Source organism: Dermabacter hominis NBRC 106157 (genome assembly GCF_001570785.1).
GTDB classification, from domain to species: Bacteria; Actinomycetota; Actinomycetes; order Actinomycetales; family Dermabacteraceae; genus Dermabacter; species Dermabacter hominis.
This window is the reverse complement of the sequence record NZ_BCSI01000001.1, coordinates 13,195-33,760: the sequence shown is the minus strand read 5'-3', so window position 1 is coordinate 33,760 and position 20,566 is coordinate 13,195. Positions and strand designations below refer to the sequence as shown.

At 64.5% G+C, this 20,566-nt stretch carries 17 protein-coding genes; 6 read left to right on the top strand and 11 right to left on the bottom strand.

Going from position 1 to position 20,566, the window contains the following annotated elements; genetic code table 11:
- Positions 1–197: 197 nt before the first annotated feature.
- The 3 genes from DEHOM01_RS00145 to DEHOM01_RS00135 form a co-directional block, all read right to left on the bottom strand.
- Positions 198–392, bottom strand: coding sequence for a TlpA family protein disulfide reductase (locus DEHOM01_RS00145; RefSeq protein WP_217997987.1), 195 nt, complete (start codon positions 390–392; stop codon positions 198–200).
- Between the two features lie 184 nt (positions 393–576).
- Positions 577–2,058, bottom strand: a complete 1,482-nt coding sequence (locus tag DEHOM01_RS00140) for a multicopper oxidase family protein (RefSeq protein WP_061210976.1) — start codon at positions 2,056–2,058, stop codon at positions 577–579.
- A gap of 71 nt (positions 2,059–2,129) precedes the next feature.
- Positions 2,130–2,708, bottom strand: a complete 579-nt coding sequence (locus DEHOM01_RS00135; RefSeq protein ID WP_061210975.1) for a CueP family metal-binding protein — start codon at positions 2,706–2,708, stop codon at positions 2,130–2,132.
- Positions 2,709–3,111: 403 nt separating this feature from the next.
- Between DEHOM01_RS00135 and copR the strand changes: the two genes are divergently transcribed.
- The 5 genes from copR to DEHOM01_RS00110 all read left to right on the top strand — a co-directional run bounded on the left by copR (position 3,112) and on the right by DEHOM01_RS00110 (position 10,209).
- Positions 3,112–3,834 (top strand): two-component system response regulator CopR, encoded by a 723-nt coding sequence (copR, locus tag DEHOM01_RS00130; RefSeq protein WP_156468261.1) that lies wholly within the window; start codon positions 3,112–3,114, stop codon positions 3,832–3,834.
- Positions 3,831–4,958: a two-component system sensor histidine kinase CopS gene (copS, locus tag DEHOM01_RS00125; protein WP_061210973.1), complete on the top strand. Its 1,128-nt coding sequence runs from the start codon at positions 3,831–3,833 to the stop codon at positions 4,956–4,958. Before copR ends, copS begins: the two co-directional genes overlap by 4 nt.
- Positions 4,959–5,072: 114 nt before the next feature.
- Positions 5,073–5,399: a heavy-metal-associated domain-containing protein gene (locus DEHOM01_RS00120; protein ID WP_061210972.1), complete on the top strand. Its 327-nt coding sequence runs from the start codon at positions 5,073–5,075 to the stop codon at positions 5,397–5,399.
- 51 nt (positions 5,400–5,450) lie between these two features.
- On the top strand, positions 5,451–7,673 hold the full coding sequence (locus DEHOM01_RS00115) for a heavy metal translocating P-type ATPase (RefSeq protein WP_061210971.1): 2,223 nt from the start codon (positions 5,451–5,453) through the stop codon (positions 7,671–7,673).
- A gap of 775 nt (positions 7,674–8,448) precedes the next feature.
- Positions 8,449–10,209 carry a DUF2079 domain-containing protein gene (locus DEHOM01_RS00110; RefSeq protein WP_167346623.1) on the top strand — a complete coding sequence of 587 codons (1,761 nt, stop codon included), beginning with the start codon at positions 8,449–8,451 and terminating at the stop codon, positions 10,207–10,209.
- 3 nt (positions 10,210–10,212) lie between these two features.
- On the opposite strand, the gene DEHOM01_RS00105 is transcribed toward DEHOM01_RS00110, so the two are convergent.
- From DEHOM01_RS00105 to thiM, 6 genes are read right to left on the bottom strand one after another with little or no spacing between them, the layout of a single operon-like run.
- Positions 10,213–11,550, bottom strand: coding sequence for an alpha/beta fold hydrolase (locus DEHOM01_RS00105; protein ID WP_061210969.1), 1,338 nt, complete (start codon positions 11,548–11,550; stop codon positions 10,213–10,215).
- 9 nt (positions 11,551–11,559) lie between these two features.
- Positions 11,560–13,629, bottom strand: a complete 2,070-nt coding sequence (locus DEHOM01_RS00100) for a prolyl oligopeptidase family serine peptidase (protein ID WP_061210968.1) — start codon at positions 13,627–13,629, stop codon at positions 11,560–11,562.
- 58 nt (positions 13,630–13,687) lie between these two features.
- Complete coding sequence (locus DEHOM01_RS00095; protein WP_061210967.1) at positions 13,688–14,386, bottom strand: TenA family protein; 699 nt, start codon at positions 14,384–14,386, stop codon at positions 13,688–13,690.
- A 4-nt stretch (positions 14,387–14,390) separates the two neighbouring features.
- A complete protein-coding gene (gene thiD / locus DEHOM01_RS00090; protein ID WP_061210966.1) occupies positions 14,391–15,233 on the bottom strand; it encodes a bifunctional hydroxymethylpyrimidine kinase/phosphomethylpyrimidine kinase in 843 nt (280 codons plus the stop codon).
- A 49-nt stretch (positions 15,234–15,282) separates the two neighbouring features.
- Positions 15,283–15,978, bottom strand: coding sequence for a thiamine phosphate synthase (gene thiE / locus DEHOM01_RS00085; protein WP_061210965.1), 696 nt, complete (start codon positions 15,976–15,978; stop codon positions 15,283–15,285).
- Positions 15,975–16,853, bottom strand: a complete 879-nt coding sequence (gene thiM, locus DEHOM01_RS00080; protein WP_167346622.1) for a hydroxyethylthiazole kinase — start codon at positions 16,851–16,853, stop codon at positions 15,975–15,977. Before thiM ends, thiE begins: the two co-directional genes overlap by 4 nt.
- A gap of 202 nt (positions 16,854–17,055) precedes the next feature.
- Between thiM and DEHOM01_RS00075 the strand changes: the two genes are divergently transcribed.
- Entirely contained in the window at positions 17,056–18,051 is a 996-nt protein-coding gene (locus DEHOM01_RS00075) for a hypothetical protein (RefSeq protein ID WP_156468260.1), read from the top strand.
- A gap of 79 nt (positions 18,052–18,130) precedes the next feature.
- On the opposite strand, the gene DEHOM01_RS00070 is transcribed toward DEHOM01_RS00075, so the two are convergent.
- Positions 18,131–19,096, bottom strand: coding sequence for a Bax inhibitor-1/YccA family protein (locus tag DEHOM01_RS00070; protein WP_174519420.1), 966 nt, complete (start codon positions 19,094–19,096; stop codon positions 18,131–18,133).
- Between the two features lie 77 nt (positions 19,097–19,173).
- Positions 19,174–20,553 (bottom strand): MFS transporter, encoded by a 1,380-nt coding sequence (locus DEHOM01_RS00065; RefSeq protein WP_061210963.1) that lies wholly within the window; start codon positions 20,551–20,553, stop codon positions 19,174–19,176.
- Positions 20,554–20,566: the final 13 nt, after the last annotated feature.

Here is a 20,566-nt window from a genome sequence, read left to right as displayed (position 1 = left end):
AGACAACCACGTTATCCAGCCTGATTCGGTGGCGTCTTTGCGGTTTTCTTCACCTTCGGTTGCGCACATGCGTACACGTGCACGGTCCGACGGTTGCCTGGGTAGCGTCGGAGCCGGATGCGCTCATGACGCGCCAGGGGTGGCCGCGGCGTCGGCGAACTGCTGGCCGATCGCTAACTGCACCATCACATCAACGGTCATGATGCTGGTGCCTCCTCGGCCAGCGGCAGGGCGACATCAAGGATGTCATCGACGGCGACCTCCCTCAGGAACACCGCAGCCGGGCGGTGGCTTCGGTCCAGGACAATGGTGGTCGGGATGACCGAGGTCGACACCCCACCCAGGGCCGCAGCGATACGAAACGGCGGATCGTAGATCGAGGGATAGGTCACCGCGATGGCGGCTCTGCGGGGGGGTGCTCGGTATGGATTAGATCTCCTTATTCCGGGGCGGTGGGGAAGAAGACGGTGTTCTGGTCGTCCCGGAAGACCACAACACCGAGGAAAGTCATCGTGCTACCAGGCGGGTGGTCTGTAGCGACTCTGCCCACCTCGGCATTCAACCCTGCTGTGGGGGTTACTCGTAGCGAAGCGAGCTGAACATCCCGGTTTCCATGTGATAGGCGTTATGGCAGTGAAATGCCCACTCACCGGAGTTGTCAGCGATCAGGTCGGCGATCATGGTTTCACCGTGGCGAAGAAGGACGGTGTCCTTCCGTAGCCCGCCGTTGCCGGGCAGCGCCCACGTGTGGCCGTGGATGTGCATGGGATGGGGCATCATGGTCCTGTTGCGCATGACCATCCGCAGGCGCTGGCCCTCCTGCACGGTCGCGGGGGAGGATTGGCCGTCGGTGAGAATACTCCATTCATACGGCATCATCTGCCCGCCCAGGTCGATACTGACTTCTCGGTCTGGTGTGCCCTCGGGCAGGAGTGCACGGTCTGCTGGCTTCAGGGAGGACAGAAGCAGTCCGGTGGACGACAACTCGGGGAAATCGACATCCGGGCGGGGGGCCTGGCCGCCGGCGGTGCGGATGACGGCGAAGGCGCGGTCGTCCTTACCCACCGCCAAAGCCGTGAGCGGGAAGATGCCGTCGCCGAGGATGACCTCGACGTCGACACGCTCGCCCATCGACAGGTAGATCGATTCGGTCTCCCAGGGCTGGACAGGGAAGCCGTCGGTGTGGGTGACGGTCATGCGGTGACCACCGAGGGCCACCTTGAAGATGGTGTCACCGCCGGAGTTGATAAACCGCAGGCGGGCCTTGTCGCCCGGGCGAGCCTCGAAGGTCCGGTGAGCACGGGGGATACGTCCGTTGATGAGGTAGTGCGGATACATCACATCGCCGACATCCCCGCCCAGTACCCGGTCCGGGGTACCGTGCATCATCTGGCCGTGACCTCCCATTCCCATCCTCCCGTTATGGTCGCCCGAACCCATTCCGGTGAGCTTGTCGAGTTCATCGTCGGGAGTGCCCTGAATGCCATCGACCCAGTCATCGAGCACGATGGTCCACTCGACGTCCTGGTCCTCAGCGTCTTGCGGGTCACGGATGATCAGCGGGGCGTGGAGGCCGCGATCAAGCTGCAGGCCTGTGTGGGAATGGTAGAAGTAGGTGCCACCGTGAGGGACTTCAAAAACATAGGAGAAAGACTCGCCAGGTTCAATGGGGTCCTGGGTCATGCCGGGCACACCGTCGGCTGCGTTGTGGAGCGCGATGCCATGCCAGTGGATGGAGGTGCTCTCAGGCAGCTCATTGGTGATATCGACCTGGAGGACGTCGCCGGTGGTGGCCTCAATGGCCGCATCCCCAGTGTCAGAGACGTATCCCCACGTCTTGGCTTCGATGCCGCCGATATCCAGGGAGAGGGGCCGGGCGGTCAGTGTCCGGCGCACCGTCGGCTCACCGAGCGCAGTGGGGGTGGGAGTGGGGCGAAGGGAGGGACCTGGTGCCGAGGCGGCGGGTCCAGGGTCGCTGGTGCAGGCGGTCACGGTCCCGGTGCCGGCGAGGACGAGCCCGCCGAGCAGAACCTGTCGTCGGGAAAACGCGTTCGTCATAATTTAACCGTCCTTGGTACAAGATTTCAGTGACATCGGAGACAAGCGCAGGTGAGGACCCTGCTGAGCCATCACGTCAGGCGCAGGTCTGTGACACAGGTGGCACCGTCGTCGGTGGTGGAAAACTCCGCGGTGCCGGTACGCCCCTGGTAGTTGACCTCAATCAGGCCGGTGACATCATCGGGAAGCCAGAAGCCAATAAACCCGTTGTCGAAGGTGGTTGTCGTCTCGTCCACCAGCACCTCACCGGTCGCCTCATCGGTGATCGTGACCTGGATATCCTCATTGGCGAGTTCCCCCTGGCAGGTCGTGAGGCTGTGGTAGAAGCAGTCGTGGGTGGAGGTGAGATAGGGCGCGATCGAGACATACGTCTGATTGTCGGGAAGATCGACCACGACCTCCTGGTCATCGCTCGAGAGCAGCAGTTCATCGGCACGCACCGAGGCGATCAGATCCGTGGGACGCTCATTGACCTTCTGCCGGTCGAGGTGATCAATGATCTCCACCGCGTCCATGTCGGCCAGGCCATGGGTAGTCAGGAATGTATCCTGGGACACCGTCTCGTTGGCGGTGGGTTCCGGGTCGGCGGCCGAACACCCCGCGAGGACGAGGGCAAGGGCGACGGTTGCGACCGCTGCTCGTTTTTTCACGTCAATCTCCTTGGATCGTGGTAAGACCGTGATAAGACACCGCCTCAAGGCCGATGCCATACCTTCATCTTGCACGGATGCCTGACGAACTAGAAATCAAAAACCCTGTTCACAGCCTTATAACAGGGCGAAAAGGGGGTGAATTCGGTGGGCTGGGTCACCACCGAGACACCACCCCACAGCCGTGAGCGATGTCCTTCTACCCACCCCGGGTATGCGATGCAGGCAGTGAAATCCCTGGTGGCGCCTGCTGAACCGACCAGGGGAGGCGATGCCGCCGGCCCGGGGTGGGGCACAGGGGTGACGGCGGTCGAAGGGTGATGTTTGAAGATTCGATGAAGATTCCCCGCCGGGCACTGAGCGAGGGTGGCATTCCCTCCTGGCCGGAGCGATGCTGGGGTCTATGGCTGACCGCACACCGACCACCGCCACGCCCTCGAGGCGGGTGCTGGTCGTCGATGATGAACAACCCCTGGCTCAGATGGTGGCCTCCTACCTCATCCGGGCCGGTTTCGATACCCGCCAGGCACACACCGGCACCCAGGCGGTGGACGAGGCCCGTCGCTTTTCCCCCGATGTTGTGGTGCTGGATCTGGGGCTGCCCGAACTCGACGGTCTGGAGGTGTGTCGACGGATCCGCACCTTCTCGGACTGCTACATCCTCATGCTCACCGCGCGTGGCAGCGAGGACGACAAGATCAGCGGTTTGACCCTGGGGGCGGATGACTACATCACCAAACCTTTTAGCATCCGGGAACTGGTGACCCGGGTGCATGCGGTGCTGCGCCGCCCGCGCACCAGCACCACCCCACCGCAGGTGACCACCCCCTTGATCGTTGGTGACCTCTTCCTTGACCCCGTCGCCCATCGGGTGCAGGTGGGGGAGACGACCGTGGAGCTCACCCGCACGGAGTTCGAGCTGCTGGTTGCCCTGGCCCTGCGCCCCGGCCAGGTGCTGACCCGCCGCGACCTGGTCACCGAGGTCTGGGACACCACGTGGGTCGGTGATGAACGCATCGTCGATGTCCATATCGGCAACTTGCGTCGCAAGCTCGGCACCGACGCCCGGGGCCGGGGGTTTATCGACACCGTGCGTGGCGTGGGCTACCGGGTGGGGCAGCCATGAATCACGGACCCGGCCTGACCTTCCGCTTCCTGGCCGCCCAGGTGTTGGTCATGGTGATTGGCCTGCTGGTGGCCGCGGTCGTGGCCACGATGGTGGGCCCGACCCTGTTCCATGATCATATGTTGATGACCGGCCCGGAGGACCCCTCGCTGGAGCTGTTCCATGCCGAGCAGGCCTACCGGGACGCCAACTTGATCACCCTGGCCGTCGCCCTGCCCACCGCCTTTATCAGCGCCCTGCTGGCTAGCCAGTGGTTATCGCGTCGCCTGCGCACCTCCCTGCAGGATCTCACCCGCGCCGCTACCAGCCTGACGGCCGGCAACTCCCGTATCCACGTGCCCGCCGGAGAAGCAGGCCCCGAGGTCACCACCCTGGCGCATGCCTTCAACACCATGGCCGACCGGCTGGAACACACCGAACAGGTCCGCCGCCAGATGCTCTCTGATCTGGCCCACGAAATGGGCACCCCCTTATCGGTGCTCACGGTCTACCTCGATGGTCTCCAGGACGGGGTCGTGGACTGGAATAATGCCACCCACACGATCATGGCTGACCAACTCACCCGCCTGACCCGGTTGATGGAAGACATCGACGATGTCTCCCGGGCCCAGGAACACCGGATCGATTTGGACCTGGCGGAGGAAGGGCTCGGGGATCTGCTCCATACCGCCGCTGCTGCCGCGGGGGAAGCTTACGCTGACAAAGGTGTCGATTTACAGGTCGAGACCATTACGGACACCGCCCGGGTGCTCGTGGACCGGCAACGCTTCGGCCAGGTGATGAGCAATCTACTGTCGAATGCGCTACGGCACACCCCGGCCGGCGGGCAGGTCCGGATCAGCGTCCACCGACAGGGGGCGTCCACCGCGCTCATCCACGTCGCCGATGACGGCGAGGGCATCCCACCTGACCAGCTCGGACACATCTTCGAACGCTTCTACCGGGGGGATGCCGCCCGTAGCCGGGACGACGGCGGGGCCGGCATCGGTCTGACTATCTCCAAGGCATTGATCGAGGCCCACGGCGGCACTCTCACCGCCACCTCCCCCGGACCGGGTCGCGGAGCGGTGTTTGCCCTCCGCCTCCCGCTGTCCCCTCCCGACAGCGAGGAGGCTGCGCGGTGACCACACCCTGCCCCGCGTGAGGGCCGTGCCCTCCACCTCTTGAAAATATACCCCCGGGGGGTATACGCTCGAGAGCAGCATCGCCGCATCCCACCGACCCGAAAGAGCTTTCCCATGATCACCTCCCCGCCCCGCCTCTTGCCGATGGCCTCCCACGGCTGCAGCTGTTGCGGACCTGCCTCACGTGCCGACACCGCCTCCATCCCTGCCGCCAGCGACTCGTCAGCAGGAGGGTCCTCCCCTAGCTACCAGGTCACCGGCCTGACCTGCGGGCACTGCGCGAAAAGCGTGACCCAGGCCCTTCAGGCCCTCCCCCAGGTCGACGACGTCCAGATTAATCTCGCTGCTGGTGGTGTTTCCACCGTCACGGTCACCGGTGTCGTACCTCCGGAGATGGTTCGCCGGGCCATCGAGGAGGCCGGCTACACCGTCTTATCCTGATCAGTTTTACCCATCACCTCGACCCCGACCGGGTTGAGCAGAAGGAACGTCATGAGCACTCCCCACCATTCCGGCGATCACCCCGCTCCGGAAACAGACCACACCTACCACCCGGATCATGCCAGCCACGAACACCACGCAGATGCCGACACCCACGGCCAGGCGATGCCCCACGATCACCGGCACTCCGCCCCGGACGAAGACCACCACGTTCATGGCCACGGTGAACATGCCGGACACAGCACCGCAATGTTTCGGGACCGCTTCTGGTGGTCGCTGATTCTGTCCATTCCCGTCGTTATTTTCAGCCCCATGGTCGCCCACCTGCTCGGCTACCACCTCCCGGCATTCCCCGGATCCACCTGGATCCCCCCGGTGTTGGGCACGATCATCTTCGTCTACGGCGGAACGCCTTTCCTCAAGGGCGGATGGAAAGAACTGAAATCCCGCCAACCCGGGATGATGCTCCTGATCGCCATGGCCATCACCGTGGCGTTTGTCGCCTCCTGGGGCACCACTCTGGGGCTGGGCGGTTTTGACCTGGACTTCTGGTGGGAGCTGGCCCTGCTGGTGACCATCATGCTGCTGGGCCACTGGCTGGAGATGCGCGCTCTCGGGGCCGCGTCCTCCGCGCTTGACGCGCTGGCTGCCCTGCTGCCGGATGAGGCCGAGAAAGTCATCGACGGGACCACCCGCACCGTGGCCATCTCCGAGCTGGTCGTCGACGACGTCGTGCTGGTGAGGGCCGGTGCCCGGGTGCCGGCCGACGGAACCATCCTCGACGGAGCCGCCGAATTCGATGAGGCGATGATCACCGGCGAATCCCGTCCCGTCTTCCGCGACACCGGTGACAAGGTGGTCGCCGGTACCGTGGCCACCGACAACACCGTCCGCATCCGGGTGGAGGCTACCGGCGGGGACACCGCCCTGGCCGGGATCCAACGCATGGTTGCCGACGCTCAGGAGTCCTCCTCCCGGGCCCAGGCCCTGGCGGATCGGGCGGCGGCGTTGTTGTTCTGGTTCGCGCTAATCTCCGCTCTAATCACCGCGGTGGTGTGGACCATCATCGGCAGCCCGGACGATGCCGTGGTGCGCACGGTCACGGTGCTGGTCATCGCCTGCCCGCACGCCCTGGGCCTGGCGATTCCGCTGGTCATTGCGATCTCCAGCGAGCGCGCCGCGAAATCCGGGGTGCTCATCAAGGACCGGATGGCGCTCGAGCGGATGCGCACCATCGACGTGGTGCTCTTCGACAAAACCGGCACCCTGACCGAGGGGGCGCACGCGGTCACCGGTGTCGTGGCAGCTGTCGGCGTCACCGAGGGCGAGCTGCTGGCCCTGGCCGCCGCCGCGGAGGCCGACAGCGAGCACCCCGTGGCCCGCGCCATCGTGGCGGCCGCGGCCGCCCATCCCGAGGCCTCCCGTCGGCACATCCGTGCAACTGGTTTCAGCGCTGCCTCCGGCCGGGGGGTCCGGGCCACTGTCGATGGTGCTGAGATCCTCGTAGGCGGGCCGAACATGCTGCGCGAGTTCAACCTCACCACCCCGGCCGAGCTCACCAACACCACCAGCGCCTGGACCGGGCGTGGGGCCGGTGTGCTCCATATTGTCCGCGACGGTCAGATCATCGGTGCGGTGGCCGTCGAGGACAAGATCCGCCCCGAATCCCGCGCCGCCGTGAAAGCCCTGCAGGACCGCGGGGTGAAGGTCGCGATGATCACCGGCGACGCCCAGCAGGTGGCCCACGCTGTCGGTCAGGACTTAGGCATTGATGAGGTCTTCGCCGAGGTCCTGCCCCAGGACAAAGACGCCAAGGTCACGCAGCTGCAGGACCGGGGTTTGAGCGTGGCCATGGTCGGTGACGGTGTCAATGACGCCCCCGCTCTGACCCGAGCGGAGGTCGGTATCGCCATCGGTGCCGGCACGGATGTGGCCATGGAATCTGCCGGGGTGGTCCTCGCTAGTGATGATCCGCGGGCAGTGCTGTCGATGATTGAGCTGTCCCGGGCCAGCTACCGCAAGATGATCCAGAACCTGATCTGGGCCTCTGGCTACAACATCCTCGCCGTGCCGCTGGCCGCCGGAGTGCTCGCCTCGATCGGGTTCGTGCTGTCCCCGGCCGTGGGCGCGATCTTGATGTCTGCCTCGACCATCGTGGTGGCCCTGAACGCCCAGCTGTTGCGCCGCATTGATCTGGATCCGGCTCACCTGGCTCCGACCGAGTCGAAGGAGGAACACACCACGCCTACTCCGGCATCCACCGCCGTCCACTGATCCACCGCTTCTCTCCACTGCCCTCATATGACCCTGAAAGGCTCCACCATGAAGCGCCCCCCCTTGTTCTTTCCGCTCTCGCCGCGGCCTTCACCCTGGCGCTGGCCGCCTGCGCTGAGGCCACCGAATCAGGCAACACCGACGCCACCACCTCGGCCACCAGCACTGCGACGACTACCGCTGAGACGACCGAGACCACCACGGCGACGACTGAGGCGGACGGGGAGATCTCCGCCGATCACAACGACGCGGACCTCATGTTTGCCCAGGAGGTTATTCACGCCCAGGGACCGGAGATTGACCGGATGAACGCCATGCTCACTGACCTATGACAGGCCCCCGTCTTTTTCTGATCCCGAGGACAGGAATCTGAAAAAGAGGGATAACCGTAACGATTGCCATCTGCTGCGGGCGATGGGTCGTTGTCACCGCAGCGGGTGCACCGGGGTGGATGTTTCTTCTCCCTCTGGTCGCACCACTGAGGAAAGGGGAAAACTCCTGTGTCCAGACCCTTGGAGGACTACGCACTATTGTCCGATACTCACACAGCCGCCCTGGTCTGCCGGCAGGGCAGCTTTGATTGGGGGGTTGCGGGGCTGTCCCCACCTTAGAGCGAAAATCGCCGCTTGAACTAGCGCAAGAAGCGGGGCAAGGGGGGCGGAAAAGAAACGAGGGCGCTCCCAACGCTAAGAACCGACCACCACGAGCCGGGTCTAGTTGCATGCGCATCGTGAAAACGGTCCCGTCGAAGCGCATGCCTGGCACAATGGGGCGCGTGACAACTTCGCACCCTGAGCATACAGACGCAAACTCGAGCGCGAACAGCACCACGACAGGCACCACACGCCGACGCGCACGCGCAGCCATCGTCAGCTCATGCACGAGCGAGAACGAGTCTTCTAGTGCAAGTGCAGGCGCACGCGAAGGCAGCATTCCCAGCGCAGCACCCGAACACGGTGGCCGCGACAGTCACCCGCGGTCTCGCACCGACTCCTTCCTCGACGCGGTCCTGGACCCCATGCGCCTCGCCCCGCTCGGCCTGGCGCTCGCTGCGACCACGCTCTACGGGTGGCTCTCGATGCTCCAGTGGGATTCGTACTTCTTCCCGAGCTGGGATCTGGGTATCTTCGCCGAAGCCGTCAAGGAGTATGCGCACGTCAATGCCCCGATCGTTCCGATCAAGGGCGACAACTTCAACCTACTCGGCGACCACTTCCACCCAGTCCTCGTACTGCTCGCGCCCCTGTGGTGGTTGTGGCCGTCACCAGCCGTGCTGCTGTGGGCGCAGGCCGCGCTGTTTGGGGCAAGCGTGTACCCACTCACACGCGTCGCAATGGCGAAACTCGGTCCGCGACTCGGCATGCTTGCCGGCGCCGGCTACGCGTTCTCCTTCGGGCTCCAAGGTAGCCAGAACGTCCAATTTCACGAGTATGCGTTCGCCGTTCTCTTCGTGGCATTCGGTCTCGCCGCCTTCCTCGAGAACCGATCGAAGGCAGCGCTCCTGTGGATCGGCGCGCTTGTGTTCGTCAAGGAAGATCTGGGTCTCACCGTGATGATGCTCGGCTTCGCGATGGCGTGGATGTGGCGTACTCCGGGGCTCGAAGCGGGAAGCCCCTCGCAGAGGCGCCGCGCGACGGTTGCGAGGCTAACGTCGGAAAAGAAACCCCGCTACGCGCTGCTGCTTGCCGCGTGGGGCCTCGTGTGGTTTGTCCTCGCCACCTGGGTGATTTTGCCGGCGCTGAGCCCCGCGAGCGCGTACGTGTACACGGAGAATTTTGCGCCGCTCACGCAGGCCTTCACGCCGCTCGTGAAGTGGCAAACGGTGCTCATGTTCGTGGCGTTCATGGGCGTCGTGGGGGTCACGAGTCCACTTGCGCTCGGTCTTCTTCCGACGCTTGCCTGGCGGTTCCTCGGTTCCGTCGAGCACTATTGGACCTGGCAGTGGCACTACAACTCGTTCCTCATGCCGATCGCGTTCGCGGCGCTCCTTGCGACCCTCCCGCACGTGCGGGGAGCTGCGCTCACGCATCTGGCTGAGCTGCGCGAACGCCCGCTCGCGCCGCAAAAAGCACAGCTGTGGACGAAACGCCTCGGCGTTGCCCTCTCGATCCTGTCGACCGCGTATCTCGCAACCTCGCTTCCCCTCACGTGGATCGCAACCGGGGCGCTCAACCCGAATTCGGCGTTCGCCAATGCCGCTCGAGAGGGGCAGGCGCATGTGCCCAAGGGCGTGACGGTCGCGAGCGACATTCGCTTGATGGCCCCGCTCGTGGCGACGAACGACGTGCAGTGGATGCACGGCGAGACGAAGCGGGCACCCGAATGCGTTGCGGGCGTGTACGGAGCGCGCGAGCAGGAGCAGTTCCCCGGCGGTTGGGCCGCGTGGGCAAATGCGAAGTGGCCTGCGAATGCGAGCGCAAAACCTGAACACCTCAACGGCGCATCCGTCATCACGAGCGCGCGCAAGCCGTACGAACTCGTGTTTGCGAATGCTTACGTGCAGGTCGCATGCCAAGGCGGCCCCAAAAGCGAGTGATTCCTAGCGGCGAGTGAGCCCTCGAGGTCCGCGGGCATCGGCGGAGGCGAGCGGCCCCGCGGCGAGCGAGCGAACCGACCAGAGTTTGAGCGGTGAATACTGCTCGGCGAGAAGCGCCGTGCGGATTCCCCGGCCGTAGGCCTCGTTACGCACGCTGCGATTGAGCGAACTGATGTCGCGATCGAGGAGGGCATCAATCGCACCCGCGGCGGCCCAGCGCATCGCGACGACAGAAAGCTCGATATGCGAGTCGATGAGGGCGTGGCCGACGTTGTGTGCGGAGATGAATCGCAGCCTTGGATTCGACGGATCGGATCCGACGTGGGCGCCGGGAATTTCGTCGGCTGCGAGGCGCGAGCGCCACAGCGGCACGATCACATCGCGCGCCCCGCCCACGACGAGCGTGGGAGTCGTGATTGAGCGCCTCGCCGTTTCCAGGTCAAAGCTCTCCCCCGTGAACGGCGGGAACTGTGCAGCGCGACGCGCGTATACGGTGAGCGGGTCGAGCGGCTTGCCGTCGCTGGCCTCGGCAAATCCGAGTTCGGTCGCGGAAATGCGGCCAGCCAGATCGTTCTCATATACGTAGGGCGTGGTGTTGAACCACTCGCGGCCCGCGATGATTTGGTGGATCGACGCCCACGCGAGCTGCCCGCGCCCCTGAACGAGAAGATCCACGAGGTCCCGCACGGAGTTCACGCCGCCGTATTCGTGGACGGCGGCCAGTACCGCACCGGTTTCTTCGGCGGGCACGATTCGCTGCTCGACGAGCATCCGCACGGCGCGGGCGATCGATTCGGTAGCGTCGAATGTGCCGCGCCAATACAAATCTCGCATAAGCTCGCGCAGGGCGCGCCCGTCGCGCACGCCCGTGAAGGGCGAGTCAAGAACCATCGAGAACACGCGCTCCGGGTGGCGCAGGGCGAACCGTTGCGCGATGTAGGCGCCGTAGCCCGTCCCGTAGAGCACGACCTTTGGCACTTGGGCATGGTCGAGCACTGCACGGACGTCGTCGAGCACGTTTTCGACCCGCATGACGTTGACCGGAAGGTCATTACCCTGGGCATCCGCGCGGCTCATGCCTACGCCTCGATGCTCCATCATGATGACGTCGAGTCCCTTTTTAACCATGTCCCGCCGCAGAATCTCGTACGGGAACACGCTCGCAACGCCCGGCCCGTCGGGAAGGACCATGATCGTGGGAAGCTCGGACTGATAGCCGGCCCGCACATACCTGAGCGGGAAGAGGCGCCCTTCGGAGTTCTCGAACTCCCGGTAGACGGTCATCACGTCATTGCGGGAGGCGAGAAGCTCGTTCGCGGCAGGGCGGTCGTATAGGTCCATGCGCTCGGTTTATTTCTTTCCGACGGTTGCCCACAAAAAGGCGTGGACCAGTGCGTTCATGCGTGCCGCTTGCGCATTGGACGCGGCGCCGCCATGCCCGCCTTCGACGTTTTCCCAATACTTGACGGGGGCGCCAAGCTCCTCGAGCGCGGCCGTGAATTTGCGGGCGTGGCCGGGGTGAACGCGGTCGTCGCGGGTCGAGGTGAGCACGAAGGTAGGCGGGTACTCGACGTCATCGCGCAGCAGGTGGTACGGGCTGAAGGTCTTGATGAAGTCCCAGTCGTCGGTGTCGGGGTCGCCGTATTCGGCCATCCAGCTCGCTCCAGCGAGAAGGTGCGAGTAGCGCTTCATGTCCAAAAGCGGCACCTGGATCACGACGGCGCCGAACAGCTCGGGGTACTGCGTGAGCATGTTGCCGGTGAGCAGGCCGCCGTTGGAGCCGCCGCGCACGGCGAGGTGCTTCGCATCGGTCACACCGCGATCGATGAGGTCGCGCGCCACGCTCGAAAAGTCTTCGTAGACCCTGTGGCGGTTTTCTTTGAGTCCCGCTTGGTGCCATGCAGGCCCGTATTCGCCGCCACCTCGAATGTTCGCGAGCACGTACACGCCGCCGCGTTCGATCCACGCCTTACCGGTCGCGCCGAGGTAGACCGGGGTGAGCGACACTTCGAAACCCCCGTAGCCATACAGCAGGGTGGGGCGGGGTCCGACGGTGGACTGGGCCTTCGCGATCTCGAAGTATGGGATGCGCGTGCCGTCTGCACTGTCAACGAAATGCTGGGTAACGGTGACGTCGCTCGCGTCGAAGCGTTCGGGCGTCGTCTTGATCGTCTCGATTTCGCCCGCGCCGCTGCCCTCGCGGATCCCGTCGAGGTTTGCGAGGCAGAGGGTTGCGGGCACGTGGAAGTCGTTGCGGGTGATCCACACGTCGTTGTTCTCGTCGGAATCGACGGCGGCCACGTAGAGCGATCCCGTGAGTCCGGGGTAGAGGTCCTCGCGCTCCCAGCTGCCATCGCCGTTTTGATAGTGGGCGACCAAGCGATGCTTGACGTCGTCGAGGACGGTCACGACCAGGTAGTCCCTCGTGATCGTAAGACCGTCGAGCGAAGTCGTGGGGGTGGGGTCGAACAGGACGTCAAAGTCGCGGTTTCCCGCCATGAAGGCGTCGAAGTCGCACGCGAGCAGGCTGCCAGCGGCGTACGTACGGTCTCCCGTCGACCATTCGGAGCGGGGCCTCAGAATCGCGAGGTCGCGGTGAAAGCTCACGTCGATGTCGCTTGGGACGTCAACCTTGAGGAGCTGAAACTCGTCGCCTTCGCGAGCCACGGCATACGTGGTCGAGGTGTAGAAGGTGTGCATGACCGTGACCCAGTCGCGCTCGAAGCCGGGGGTCTGGTCGTGGCTTGGGTAGACGAGCATGTCCTGCGCGTCGCCCTCGAAAACAAGGGTGGCGTCGGAAAGAGCCGTGCCGCGTTTCCACACGCGCGCCTGGAGCGGGTACCCAGAATTGCTTCGCGTCCCCTCGCCGAAGTCGGTGCCGACCCACACGGTGTCTTCGTCGATCCACGCGACGAAGCCGCGCGCTTCGGGCCGCACGAAGCCGCCTTCGCTTTCCGGCACGAAGCTGCGGGTTTCGAGGTCCCATTCGCGCGTGACGTCGGCATCGCTTCCCCCGTGCGAGAGGCTCACGAGGAAGCGGCGATAGGGCGCGCCTTCGGCGGGACGCAGTGCGTGGGCGCCGTGCCACACCCAGTCCTCGCCTTCGGCGACGTTGAGGGCGTCGACATCGATGAGGGTTTCCCACTCGGGGTTCTCGGTGCGGTAGGAGTCGAGGGTCGTGCGGCGCCACACACCGCGCTCATGCTCGGCGTCGGTCCAGAAATTGTAGAGGAAGTCGCCCCGCTTAGTGACGCCGGGAATCCGATCACTCGCGTTGAGGATCTCGAGGATTTCCGCTTCGAGTTCAGCGGTGAGCGGATCGCCGTCGAGGTCTTTTTCAGTGCGGGCGTTGCGCTCGCGCACCCAGGCAAGCTGCTTCTCACCGGTGATGTCCTCGAGCCACAGATGCGGATCGCTCATGGTGTCTCCTCTTTCCCACTGCGGTGATGTGTTCTGGAGCAAGCCTAGCCGCGCCAGCTCAAATAAGGATGCGCGCCTCAGGTTCGTCCATGGGCTGAGTCCAGAACAGTTCCTCGAAACGAGTGGCCTGTCGGAACGCTTCGATCGCGCGTTCGCGTTCGGCTTCTCCTGCGGCATCGCACGCTTCTTCGACGAGTTGCACGGCCTCTCGAGAAATCCGTGTAAACGTTTCGTCGGCGTATGCCTCTACCCACGTGCCGTAGGGGTGCCCCTCGAGCGTGCCCTTGCTTGCGTCAAGAACGGCAACGCCCGATTCGGCATAGATCCAGTAGCACGGGAGCACGGCCGCGGCGGCAACCGCGTACGTGTCGTAGGTGGCGCTCGCAAGCAGGAAGTTGCTGTAGGCCGCGGTGTGCAGGCTCATCCCGAGTCCTTGGACGCGGTGGGCGGCGAGGATGTCGTTCGAGAAGAGCTCTTCCTGCATCGCCTTTTCTTCGGCGATGGCGCCGACGGCTGACTTCGCCCAGAAGCGAAGCTCATCTGCCCCTGGCGCCTGGCGAGCGATAGCGGTCATCGTCTTTTGGTACGCGACGAGGTACTGGGCATCCTGCTGGATGTAGAACGTAAATTTTTCCGGATCGAGCGTGCCGGCGCCGAGTTCGGCGAGAAACGGCAGGGCGTCGATGCGCGCACGGATGTCTTTGGTTTCCTCCCACATCCGGGCCGTGTGCGGGCCCGCGGGCTCAATGAGTGTCACGCTCTCACACCCCCTGAACAGTAATGAGGTGGTTGGTGGGGCCGTGGCCACTTTCGGGCGACTTCGAGATCTCCCACTCCTTCGCGTGAAGGATCGCGCTCTGGAGGAATTCGCGTGCGCTTGCCACGACGCCGATGTCGGTCGCGTCGGCACCGCCCGCCACACGCGCGTACTGCGCGGCGATGGCCGACGAGAGGGTACAGCCGGTGCCGTGCGTATTGCGCGTATTGATCATCTCGCCCGTGAGAACGTCCACGACGTTGCCGAGCTGCACGAACACGTCGACGAGCGCGGATCCGCGAAGATGACCGCCCTTGACGAGAACTGACTTCGGGCCGCGATTGATGAGTTTGAGGCCCTGCTCTTTCATTTCTTCTTCGTCGGTCGCCGGGTCTTCGCCGAGCAAGAGCGCGGCCTCGGGGATGTTGGGCGTGAGAACGTCGGCGAGCGGGAGGAGGCGATCGCGGAGAATCTCCATGGCGTCCTCCTCCATCAGCATGTCGCCCGAGGTCGCCACCATCACGGGGTCCAGCACGATCTTGCCGAAATCGCTGCGGCGCTCCTCGATGACGTCGGCGATGACCTCGGCAACTTCGGCGTTAGGAATCATGCCGATCTTCGTGGCATCGACGTAAACGTCGTCGAGCAAAGTCGTGAGTTGCTCGCGCACGAAGGAGGCGGGGGGCGTAAACACGGCATCCACGCCCTGCGTGTTCTGGGCGGTGAGAGAGGTGAGAACGGCGCAGCCGTATGTGCCGAGCGCCGTGAACGTTTTAAGGTCCGCCTGGATGCCGGCGCCGCCGCTCGGGTCGCTTCCGGCGATCGTCAGTGCAATGGGTGGGCGCATGGTGTTGTCCTCCTTGAAAACAGCTCGCGTATGAATCGAGCTGAAGAATTTAGAGCGGCTGGTTCATCACGAACTCCCGGCGCAAAAACGTCGCGGAGGTCGCGGGGTCCTCGGATCCGGCGATCGCCGAAACCACGCAGATACCGTCACAGCCCGTGGCTGCAACCTCGCTCGCGTTGCGAATCGAAATACCTCCGATCGCCACCGCCACGATACCGGCCTCGTGTGCACGCGTAGTGAGAGAGGCGAGCTGCTCAAGACCCACGGCGGGGTCCGTGTCCGTCTTCGTCGCGGTGTTCCAGATCGGGCCGATGCCAACGACGTCGGCGGAGCCCTCGGCGATCACACCCTCGAGCTGTTCGGCATTCGACACGCTCACGCCGATGATCGCCTCGGCGCCGAGGAGTTCACGCACCTGGGATGCCGGCATGTCGCCCTGACCCACGTGGACGTCGAGGCCCAGCTCGCGAGCGGCCTCCACTCGGTCATTGACGATGACCGTAATCTCCCGGCCGTGCTGCTCCCCCACCTCGCGGGCCACGTCGCGCACCTGGCGCGCAAGCTCGACAAAGGCGTCGTCATCAAGGTCCTTATCTCGCACCTGGATTACGTGGGCGCCGCCCTCGATTGCCTCGGCAACCTGGGCGGGAACCTTATCGGCACCTCCCGCCATCGCGGAATCGGTCACGAAGTAGAGCGCCCAATCGGCTTTCGCCGCGCGCTCGCGCGAAGCGGAGGTGTTCATGCCGACGCCTCGGTCACGCGCACGCGTGCGGCAATGTCGGCGCCGCTCAGTTCATCGAGCGCATCGATCCACGCAACCGCGAACGAACCGGGATGCTCGGCGCGCTCACCAGCGAGCTGGCCAGCGGCACCGAAGTGCGCGTGGGCCGTGAGCACCGCGAGGGCCTTCGCATCGACGGGGGCGAAGGTGGCGTCGGAAAAAAGAGACTCGAGCGCGGGCGCGATGCTCACGTAGCCGGCCATCGTCGCGCCGAGCGCGCAGCCCGTACCGATCACGCGCGGCATGAGGTCGTGGCCCGATTCGAGCCAGAGCGCGCGGATCTCGCCATCGCGGTCCCACACGATCAGATCGCGCTTGCCGGAGACGGCAACGACCGCGCCTGTACGCTCCGCGAGGGACGCGGCGGCAGGCAAGGCGTCGTCCACCGAATCGGTCGCATCCACGCCACGACCACCCGCGCCGAGGCCCGCGAGCGCGGAAATCTCCGACGCATTGCCGCGGATCGCCGTCGGCGCGAGCTCAAGCAGACGGTGCGCGAGCGACGTTCGGACCTCGAGCGCACCGATCGCCACGGGATCGAGGACCCACGGCACGCCCGCCTTCACAGCTGCCTCTGCCGCGAGCGGCATCGACTCAACCTGGTGCGGCGCGACCGTGCCCGTGTTAATCAGCACGCCGCTCGCAATCTGAGCGAACGTGGCAGCCTCACCCGGGTGATCGACCATCGCGGGAGCCTGGCCCGCGGCGAGCAACACGTTCGCGGTGACGTTTTGAACGACTGTATTCGTCAAGCAATGCACGAGCGGTGTGGCCTCGCGCATGGCGTTCACGGCTTTGTCGATGCCGGCGGTGTATGACTGTGTCACGAGTGACATCCCTTCGCAGGTAGGTTTCCAGAGCAGGTTCGACGGGTTTGATCTCAGCCCTCGGGACCCGCAATCGAGCCCCGGGACACCCCGAGTCACGTCGTATAACCCTATCGCTACCTGGGTCGACACCTTCTGAAAGCCGCCGCAGTCAAGGAGTGTGAGAATAAGGGCGACAACTGAGACGTTGGCGAAAGGGAAAGGGACGCGCGTGAGCACACCCGATCAGAGCGACCCGGGCCAGGAGAGCCCGCACGAGTCTGGCCTGCCCGATTTCTCTGCGGGCTCGGCTGGTACGGGCAGTGGGAGGTCCGACGGCTCCGGGGCAAGCGGCGCTTCCGGGTGGGGAAATGATCCGAGCGGAGCCCTCAACGCCCAGCTCCATGACAGCAATGAGGACAACAGCTCACGCAAAGTCGTCATCGGCATCGTCATCGGTGGTATCGCGCTCATTGCCGCCCTGGGCCTTTTCGTCTCGCAAGTCGCGATGCGAAGCATCGAGAAAGAACCCATCGCCAAAGAAGGCTCGACCGTCGGCGTCAACACCCAGGGCGACCCCAACAACAAAGAAGAGCAGCCCACGCCGGCCGCCCCGAACGAGCCGCCACCCGAGATCTTCACGCAGGCCCCCACAACGCAGTGCCTCATGTCCACAAAGCCAACGGTGTCTCGCACCCAGAGCGGGAACACCGTCAAGGGCGGAGGGCTCGAATACACGATCCCCGAGAACTGGGACTCGGAGTGGTACCAGAACGAAAACGTGCCGTACCTCTACGACACGGGCGCCTATTCGAAGCAGGTCGAGTCGTTTTGGTACAGCGTCGTCACCGTGGGCCGCATCGAGTGGCAAGAAGATGTCGAGGGCCCCTACCCCGGCACCGAGCAGATGGCCATCGCCATGTTCCAGTGCTACGCCACGCACTTCAACGTTGTCGAGCAGTTCGGCGACAACCCGAAGATCACGAACTACACGAGCAAATCGACGACCGTCGACGGAAGGCCCGCGTGGATCGTCCAGGCAACCTACGGTTTCGACCCGAAGTCGAAGGGGATACGGCTGCGCACCACAAACGCCTCGATCGTCACCGCGATCGTCGTCGAGACCCCTAAGGGACCAAGTGCCCTCGTCTCCGACGTTGCCGCCGACCACCCCGAACACGTGAAGGGACTCGAGGAAGCTATCGCGACCCTCAAGGTCACCGAGTAGGCGTCGGATCCTCGACTCCCCAAGAATGAGTTCGGCCCGAGCCCCTCGCGGGGCCCGGGCCGTTTCTTGCTATGTGCGGTTAGCTGTCGCGCAAGATCGCGAGGATGCGGAGGATCTCCGTGTACATCCACACCACGGTCACGGCGAGGCCAAGGGCCGCCGTCCAGGCATAGGCCTTGGGGGCGCCGCTATCGACACCGTTGCGGATCACCTCGAGATCCATCACGAGGCTGTAGCTCGCGAGCGCCACGGCCACCAAGCCGATCACGACGCCGAGCATGCCCGTGCGGAGGTTCGTCACGCCGAGGAGGACGAGCACGAGGTTCACGAGCGTGAACACGAAGTAGGCACCGAAGGCGATGAGGAACATCTTCGTGAGCTTCGGGCTTGTACGCAGCTTCCCCATGCGGAAAAGAACGGTGATCGAGCCGGCGACGGCGAGAGTGCCGATCACGGCCTGGAGCACGATGCCCGGGTAGACCGTCTCGAAGAACAGGCTGATGCCACCGAGAAGCAGGCCCTCAAACACGGCGTAGGCGAGGGTGACCCACATGCTCGGCGTCTTCTTGAACGCGTTCACGAGGACGGTCACGAAGCTTCCGATCGCGCCAACGATCGCGGCGATCGACGCGAAAGCGAAGCCGATCTGGCGGCCTTCTTCCGTTCCCATCACGAGCGCTGTGACGGTCGGGAGCATCATGATCACGAACGCGACGGCAATGATCACGCCGAAGGTCGCGGTAATCGCGTTCATGGTGTTGCGCCATGTCATGCGGCCCGTGTCAAAGCCGGTTGCGGCCGGGCGGTTATACATGGCTTCAAGATCGGCCGGGCTGTAGCCCGCCTGCTGGGGTTGGGGAGCCTGGTAGCCCGGCGCCTGCTGCTGGGGCTGACCCCACTGCTGCTGGGGCTGACCCCACTGCTGCTGGGGCTGACCCCACTGCTGCTGGGTGGCCGGGGCCTGGTTGTACTCCGGAGCGGGAGCATAGCCGCCGGAATTACGGAAAGCGGGGCTATTGTTCAAGATTGCGTTGTTTCGCGCCACAGGGTGTCCTTTTCTCGAGGGCATCGCTACGTGCCCACAGTCTAGTTACGGTTATTCCAACGACTTTCAGGGACGCGCTATTCCTCGCGGTGATGCGATTCGAGATAGGCATCGTCGGCCTCGAGCGCGACGCTCTCACCCGCCGCACCTGCCGCAATCGCGACCATCTCTCCCGTTTGCGTCCGCAGAATGCTCACGCCGAACGTCGTATCTTCGCTCTCATCGTTGAGGGCGTTGATGTCATGCACGCCATCGCGATCGATCCACAGACCCGCGAACGTCACGACCATGCCGAACAGGGCGAGGCCGCCCGCGAGGTAGAGCACTGCGGAAAACCCGAAGCCGGCGCTCAGAATGAATCCACCGAACATGACGCCAAGGGAGTTCGCAACATTGAATGCGCCGTGGTGTGAGGCGGCCGCGAGGGTGACGGATTTGCCGGCGTTCGTCATGAGCCACGCTTGCATGAGCGGGCTCGTGATCGAGCTCGTCGCACTCACGAGGAACACACCCGCGCCGAAGCCCACCGGGTTTTCTCGCAGCGCTATGAGCAGTATGAACATCAGAATAAAAATCGGGAACACGATGAACAGGCTCGCGCGGTAGGACCAGTCCGTGAGGTGCCCCGCGATCCAATTGCCGAGCGTCATACCGGCGCCCGCGAGCGCGAGGATCACGGGGATGAGCAGCTTGTCGATGCCGGCAACGCTCACCGTGACGTCGGCGATGTATCCGTACATCGCGAAGAAGCTCGTGAATCCCACGCATTCGATCACGATGACCATCCACATGCGCGGCTGCTTAAACGCCCCGAGTTCGTCTTTGACGCTGCGCCCCTTTGGAGCCTCCTGCGGCGGGATCGCGAGGAACAGCAAGAGGATCGACAGGGCAAATACGCCCGCCACACTCCAGTACGCGGTTCGCCACCCGAGCTGCTGGCCGAAGGCCGTGAGCAGCGGGACCCCAAGCAGGTTGGCAACCGTGAGCCCCATCAGGGCAAGCGCGATGCCCTTGCCCTGGTTACCCGGTCCCATGACGTCGGCAGCGAGAAGCGCCGCTACACCAAAGAAGGCGCCGTGCGGAAGGCCCGCAAGGAACCGCGCCGGAATGAGCAGGCCGAAGACGGGCATCGACGCCGACAGCACCGAACCCACAAGCAGCCCGAGCGCGAGCAGCATGATGAGTTTTGGCCGCGCGATCTTCACGCCGAGGAGCGACACCGTGGGGGCACCCACGACAACGCCGAAGGCGTACGCGCTCACCGCCCATCCGGCCTGTGCGATGGCATGCTCGGGATTCACCGCCATTTGCTCGGGAAGCAGCGAATGAGCGATGTCAGGCAGGATGCCCATCGACACAAACTCGCTCGAGCCGATGCCGAACCCGCCGATCGCGATCGCAAACAGGGCGAATGCACGCTGAAATGGCGTCAGGGTGTCGTAGGAAGTGGGGCGCACGAGAGTCCTTCGC